Annotated in this window: 8 protein-coding genes; 2 read left to right on the top strand and 6 right to left on the bottom strand. The window is 71.1% G+C overall.

Going from position 1 to position 5832, the window contains the following annotated elements; translation table 11 throughout:
- Positions 1 to 37: 37 nt before the first annotated feature.
- Together VJR25_RS06830 and VJR25_RS06825 are read left to right on the top strand one after the other, a co-directional pair.
- Entirely contained in the window at positions 38 to 1114 is a 1077-nt protein-coding gene (locus VJR25_RS06830) for a GNAT family N-acetyltransferase (protein WP_324113892.1), read from the top strand.
- Positions 1111 to 2211 carry a GNAT family N-acetyltransferase gene (locus VJR25_RS06825; RefSeq protein WP_324113890.1) on the top strand — a complete coding sequence of 367 codons (1101 nt, stop codon included), beginning with the start codon at positions 1111 to 1113 and terminating at the stop codon, positions 2209 to 2211. The genes VJR25_RS06830 and VJR25_RS06825 overlap by 4 nt, the downstream gene beginning before the upstream one ends.
- Before the next feature lie 18 nt (positions 2212 to 2229).
- Here VJR25_RS06825 and mutM read toward each other — a convergent pair whose 3' ends face one another.
- The 6 genes from mutM to VJR25_RS06795 all read right to left on the bottom strand — a co-directional run.
- Complete coding sequence (mutM, locus tag VJR25_RS06820) at positions 2230 to 3147, bottom strand: bifunctional DNA-formamidopyrimidine glycosylase/DNA-(apurinic or apyrimidinic site) lyase (RefSeq protein ID WP_324113888.1); 918 nt, start codon at positions 3145 to 3147, stop codon at positions 2230 to 2232.
- Positions 3140 to 3826 (bottom strand): ribonuclease III, encoded by a 687-nt coding sequence (rnc, locus tag VJR25_RS06815; RefSeq protein ID WP_324113886.1) that lies wholly within the window; start codon positions 3824 to 3826, stop codon positions 3140 to 3142. The genes mutM and rnc overlap by 8 nt, the downstream gene beginning before the upstream one ends.
- A gap of 8 nt (positions 3827 to 3834) precedes the next feature.
- On the bottom strand, positions 3835 to 4044 hold the full coding sequence (gene rpmF / locus VJR25_RS06810; protein ID WP_324113884.1) for a 50S ribosomal protein L32: 210 nt from the start codon (positions 4042 to 4044) through the stop codon (positions 3835 to 3837).
- 72 nt (positions 4045 to 4116) lie between these two features.
- Positions 4117 to 4602, bottom strand: coding sequence for a DUF177 domain-containing protein (locus VJR25_RS06805; RefSeq protein WP_324113894.1), 486 nt, complete (start codon positions 4600 to 4602; stop codon positions 4117 to 4119).
- Between the two features lie 90 nt (positions 4603 to 4692).
- The gene (gene coaD, locus VJR25_RS06800) at positions 4693 to 5208 is read right to left on the bottom strand and encodes a pantetheine-phosphate adenylyltransferase (RefSeq protein ID WP_324113882.1); all 516 of its coding nucleotides are present in this window, start codon (positions 5206 to 5208) and stop codon (positions 4693 to 4695) included.
- Between the two features lie 25 nt (positions 5209 to 5233).
- Positions 5234 to 5832 (bottom strand): helicase-related protein (locus tag VJR25_RS06795; protein WP_324113880.1); only part of this gene is annotated, 599 nt, incomplete at its 5' end.

The following is a 5832-nucleotide window of genomic DNA, read 5'->3' as shown; positions in this document are numbered from 1 at the left end:
CGGCAGCTGACCCCGCCGATCCGAAAGGAGCACCGAGATGATCAGGTACACCGTCGCCCCCGTCACCGTGCCGGAGCGCACCGACGCCGCGGATGCGGACGGCCTTCACGACTGGGTGCGCGTCGCCAACGCCGTGGTCGCCCGCGACGCCGGTCACCACGCGCTCGACCAGTCGCCGGCTGAGGCGCTCGGCTTCTGGCGTGACGCCGACTGGGTGCACGTCCCGTTCCTCGTGAACGCGGACGGGCACCCGGTCGGTGCCGGGATGCTCCGGTACTCGGTGCAGCCGGGCCTGCACACCGCCGATCTCGAGGTCCTGGTGGAGGCCGCGCACCGCGGCTCGGGCGCCGAGGAGGCGCTGCTCGCGGAGCTCGAGCGCACCGCCCGCGCCCACGGACGCACCACCCTGCAGAACTTCACCATGCACCGGCCGTCGAAGACCGCCGACGTGGTGAAGCCGCCGAGCGGGTGGGGCGGCATCCCCGCGGCCGACGCGCACGCGCGGTTCATGCTCTCCGCCGGGTTCCGTCTCGGGCAGATCGAGCGCAACAGCTCCTTCGACCTGAGCGCCGATCCCGCGCCGCTGCGGCGGGCCTTCGAGCAGGCGGTCGCCCACGCGGGCCCCGACTACCGCTACCGCGAATGGACCAGCCCGACGCCGCCGGAGTGGCGCACCGGCCTGGCGTACGCGATCTCGCGGATCGCGACCGACGCCCCGTCCGGCGCGCTCGACATCGAGGAGCAGGTATGGGACGCGGCCCGGCTGGAACGCCGCGACGCGCGCCTGGCCGCCCAGGAGCTGCTGGTGTCGGTCGCCGTCGTCGAGCACGTCCCGACCGCCACGATCGCCGCGTACAACGAACTGGCCATCGGAACAGACCGTACCGCGATCACCTCCCAGTACGGCACTCTTGTGCTCAAGGAGCACCGCGGGCGCCGACTCGGCATGGTCGTGAAATGCGGCAACCTGCTGCGGTGGCGCGGTCTCGTGCCCACCTCGCCCAGTGTCTCCACCTTCAACGCAGAGGAGAACCGCCCGATGCTCGACATCAACGAAGCCCTCGGATTCGTGCCGGTCTCGTACGCGGGGGCCTGGGAGAAGACCCTCGCATGAGCACGCTCGAGAACACCGCCCTGCCCGCGGGCGCCGCCCTGGTGCCCCTGACGATCCCCGACACCCTCGACGCGCAGGATGCCGGCGACTTCGTCGCCATGGTGCACACCCGCAACGAGATCTGCCGCGAGATCAACGGCAACGACGACGAGGACAGCACGCCGGCCGAGCTCCTCCCCGTCTTCGGCCGCTCCGAGTACACGCAGCGGCTCTGGTGGATCGTGCGTCTGGACGGCGAGGTCGTCGGGCGGGTCGGCGTCGAGCTGCCCCGCGAGGACGGATCGCGCGTCGCGATCTGGTGGATCGAACTGCTGCGCCGGGTGTGGGGCCGAGGCATCGGCACGGGCGCCCTCGCCGTCGTCGAACGGACCGCCCGGGACCACGGGCGCACCGTCCTGCAGGCGTGGGCCGCGCACACCCACGGCGACGGCGAGCAGCTTGCCGCCCCCACCGGCTTCGGGTCCGTTCCCGAAGATCACGCGGCGCGCTTCCTGCTTCGGCACGGGTACGCGCTCGAGCAGATCGAGCGGCAGAGCTACCTCCCGCTCGATGCGTCGACGGACCGACGAATCGCGGCGCTCCTCGCCGAGGCGCGTGCGGCATCCGCGGATTACGGCGTGGTGCGCTGGGCCCTCCCCACACCGGACGAGTTCATCGACGGGTACGCCTGGCTCAAGTCCCGGATGGCGACGGATGCCCCGGCGGCCGGTCTCGAGATCGACGAGGAGGCATGGGATGCCGACCGCGTGCGCGATCACGACCGGCGCTACGTGGAGTCCGGCCGCATCCTGCACGTCACGGCGGCGCGCCACCTCGAGACGGGAACGCTCGTCGCGTTCAACGAGCTGGTCGCCAGCACCGACCCGGAGCGCGCCACCATGCAGGAGGACACCCTCGTGCTCAAGGAGCATCGCGGGCACCGGCTCGGGATGCTGGTCAAGTGCGCGGGCCTGCAGGCCTGGCGCGAGTTCGCGCCCCTCTCCCCCCGCGTGATGACGTGGAACGCGGAGGAGAACCGTCCGATGCTCGACATCAACGAGGCGATCGGCTTCATCCCGCAGCTCTACAACGGCGCGTGGAAGAAAGAGCTCCGCTGACCGCGCGGCCGGCCGGGCTCACCGCCTGCGCTGACAGCGCGAGCAGTAGTGGCTCGACCGGTTCATGAACGCATCCCGGCGGATCGGGCGGCCGCAGCGCGGGCACGCCAGGCCGGTGCGGCCGTATGCGTTCAGGGAGTGCGCGAAGTAGCCGGCCTGCCCGTTGACGTTGACGTACTGCGCATCGAAGCTCGTGCCGCCCTCGGCCAGGGCCTTCTCCAGCACCGCGCGCACTTCGGCGAGCAGGCGCGTGGCGGCCCGGGCGGAGAGCAGCCGAGCGGGCGTCTCCGGATGGATGCGGGCCGCCCACAGCGACTCGTCCGCGTAGATGTTGCCGATGCCGCTGGCGACGGTCTGGTCGAGCAGCACCCGCTTGATCGCCGAGTCCTTGCGGGCCAGCTGCGCCCGCCAGCGTGCGTCGTCGAATGCGGGGTCGAGCGGGTCGCGGGCGATGTGCGCGACCTGGCTCGGGACGGCGGCGGCATCCGTCCCCCACCCGCCCGGTGCCCGGTCCGGCGTCGCGACCTGCGCGTCGATCGCGAGCGATCCGAAGGTGCGCTGGTCGCAGAACACCACGGCGAGCTCGCCGTGGACGGGGTGGTCGATGTCGAGGCGCACCCGCTCATGACGCTCGATCGGCGCACCCGATTCGCGCAGCAGCAGCTGCCCGCTCATGCCCAGGTGCCCGACCAGCGCCTCGCCGAGCGGCGTCCCGCCGAGCCGCGCGTCAGCGGACAGCGGCAGCCACAGGAACTTGCCCCGGCGCGCCGCACCCGTGACCGACCGGTCGACGAGGCGCGTCTCGAAGTCGACGGCGGAGCCCGCATGGCGGGTCAGTGCGCGGTCGTCCTGCACGGTGACGGCGACGATGCGGGCCCCGCGCACTGCGGGCGCGAGGCCGGCTCGGACGACCTCGACCTCCGGAAGCTCAGGCACGACCGGACAGAGCGTGCCAGGCGTCGAGCGCGGCCGCCATCTCGGCGTGCTTCTTGCTCGACCCGACGCCGCGCCCCACCGTGTCGCCGGTGGTCACCGTCGCGGCGAAGGTGCGGTTGTGATCGGGCCCGGATGCCTGCACCGCGTAGGCGGGCGGCGTCAGGTGGAGCCGCGCGGACAGCTCCTGCAGGCTGGTCTTCGGATCGATCGCCGCGTCGATGCGGGCAGGGTCCGCGAGCATCGGCTCCACGATGCGGTGCACCAGGGCGGTGGCGGCATCCGGACCCGCCGACAGGTACGTCGCCCCGATGAGCGCCTCGGTCGTGTCCGCGAGGATCGAGTCCTTGTCACGGCCGCCGGTCAGCTCCTCGCCACGACCGAGCTTCAGGTGCGCTCCGATGCCGAGCCGTCGCGCGGCCTCCGCGAGCGCCACAGTCGACACGACGCTGGCGCGGCGCTTCGCGAGGGTGCCTTCGTCGTACTCCGGATGCCGCGTGTACAGCAGCACCGTGGTGGCCTGCCCGAGCACGGAGTCGCCGAGGAACTCGAGTCGTTCGTTGTGCGGCAGCCCGCCGTGTTCGTACGCGTAGGAGCGATGCGTCAGCGCAAGTGCGAGAAGCCCGAGGTCGATCTCGACCCCGAGCTTCTCGGAAAGACTGCGCTCTGATTCGTCAGTCACGACTGCGATCAGATGTCGGCGACCTTGCGGCCCTTGTACTCCAGGAACAGCTCGGTGCCCTGCGAGTCGGTGACGACCTTCGCCTGGTGCGGACGGCTGTAGACGGTCTTGCCGTTCTCGACGGTCTTGACCAGCGTGGGGACCTCAGCCTTCCACTGCGCGCGACGCGAGCGGGTGTTGGAACGGGAGACCTTCCGCTTCGGGGGGTTACCTGCCATGGCCTTCTCTACTTTCGTGTGCGAAGCCGGCGCACGGGCCGGCTGCTGATGTTCTCTGCTCGGGGTGAGGCGCTATCGTGTCGGCTCGTCCTCAGGACCGGCAGCCGGCTCGGCCTGGAAATCCGCAAGCGCTGCCCAGCGTGGATCGAGGGGCTCCTGCGGTTCCGGGACGGCTCGCTCGTCCAGACGCTCGCCCGTGATCGGGTCCAATCCCGGGCAGTCAGGTCGGCAAACCGGCTGAAACGGAAGCGACAGGACAATGGCGTCCCGGACAAGAGTTTCAAGATCCACGTGGTCGTCTTGAACCTCGAAGTCATTCGCTTCCTCTCCAGGATACGCGAAAAGCTCCTGGAACTCGACTTCGGCACGCTCGGAGATCGGCGTGAGACAGCGGCCGCACTCCCCCTCGTACGTGGCGGACGCGGTTCCGGTGGCGAGGATGCCCTCGTGCACCGACTCGAGGCGCACCTCGATCGAGACCGGCGACTGCGCCGGCACCGAGACGAGGGCCTCCCCCCAGCGGTCTGCGAGGTCGACGTCGAACGCGAGTTCACGCATCTCTCCGGGTCGGCCGATGAGGTCTCGAATGTGCACCGCGAACGGGCCTGGACGGGTGGATCTCACCCGTCGAGTCTAGCCGGGGCGAACCTAGGCGGGCACGGTCCCGACGGTGCGATCGGTCGTGGCGTCGAGGAAGCGCGCGACCGCGGGCGGCACGTACGGCGACACGTCGCCGCCGAGGGACGCAACCTGGCGCACCAGTGAGCTCGAGACCAGCGCGTGCGCGGGATCCGGCAGCAGGAACACCGTCTCGATGCCGGCGAGGTGCCGGTTCACGATCGCCATCGGCGTCTCGTAGGCGACGTCGACCTGGGACCGGATGCCCTTGACGAGGACGCCCGCGCCCACATCGCTCGCGTAGTCGACGAGCAGGCCCATGCTCCAGGAGGCGACCACGACCTCGCCGCGCACATCGCCCTCGGCGATGGACTGCTCGAGCAGAGACAGGCGCTGCGCGATCGGCAGCATGGCCTCCTTGCCCGGGTTGTGCACGACGACGACATGGGTGGTGTCGTACAGCGCCGCGGCGCGCCGGATCACGTCGAGGTGACCGAGGGTCGGCGGGTCGAAGGAGCCGGGAACGACGGCGATCCGGTTGCTCACCCGACCAGACTAGTCGGCGCGGACCCTAGTTCTTCGCGAGCGCCGCGCGCTCGGAGGCATCCAGCCGCCGCTCGATCGCGGCGCCGAGAGCGGGATGCCGGATCAGTGCCGGATCATCGGCGAGGATCCGCTCCGCCTCCTGGCGCGCCTCGGACAGGATGTCCGCGTCCTTGATGACCCGCAGCAGCCGGAGGGACGAGCGGGCCCCCGACTGCGCCTCGCCGAGCACGTCGCCCTCGCCGCGCAGCTGCAGGTCCACCTCGGCGAGCTCGAAGCCGTCGGTGGTCGCGGCGACCGCTTCGACCCGTTCGCGCGCCGGCGTCCCCGCGGGCGACTCCGTGACGAGCAGGCAGAGCCCGGGCACGTCGCCGCGGCCCACGCGCCCGCGCAGCTGGTGCAGCTGCGAGACGCCGAACCGGTCGGCGTCGAGGATCACCATCGCCGACGCGTTCGGCACGTCGACGCCGACCTCGACGACCGTGGTCGCGACGAGCACGTCGATCTCACCCTCCGCGAACGCCCGCATCACGGCGTCCTTCTCATCGGCGCCCATCTTGCCGTGCAGCATCTCGACGCGCAGCTCGGCGAACTTCGGATGCGTCGCGAGCAGTTCGACGACCTGCA

The organism is Microbacterium sp., from assembly GCF_035277845.1.
GTDB lineage: Bacteria > Actinomycetota > Actinomycetes > Actinomycetales > Microbacteriaceae > Microbacterium.
Note: the sequence above shows the minus strand (reverse complement) of the source record. Positions and strands in the feature narration are given on the sequence as shown.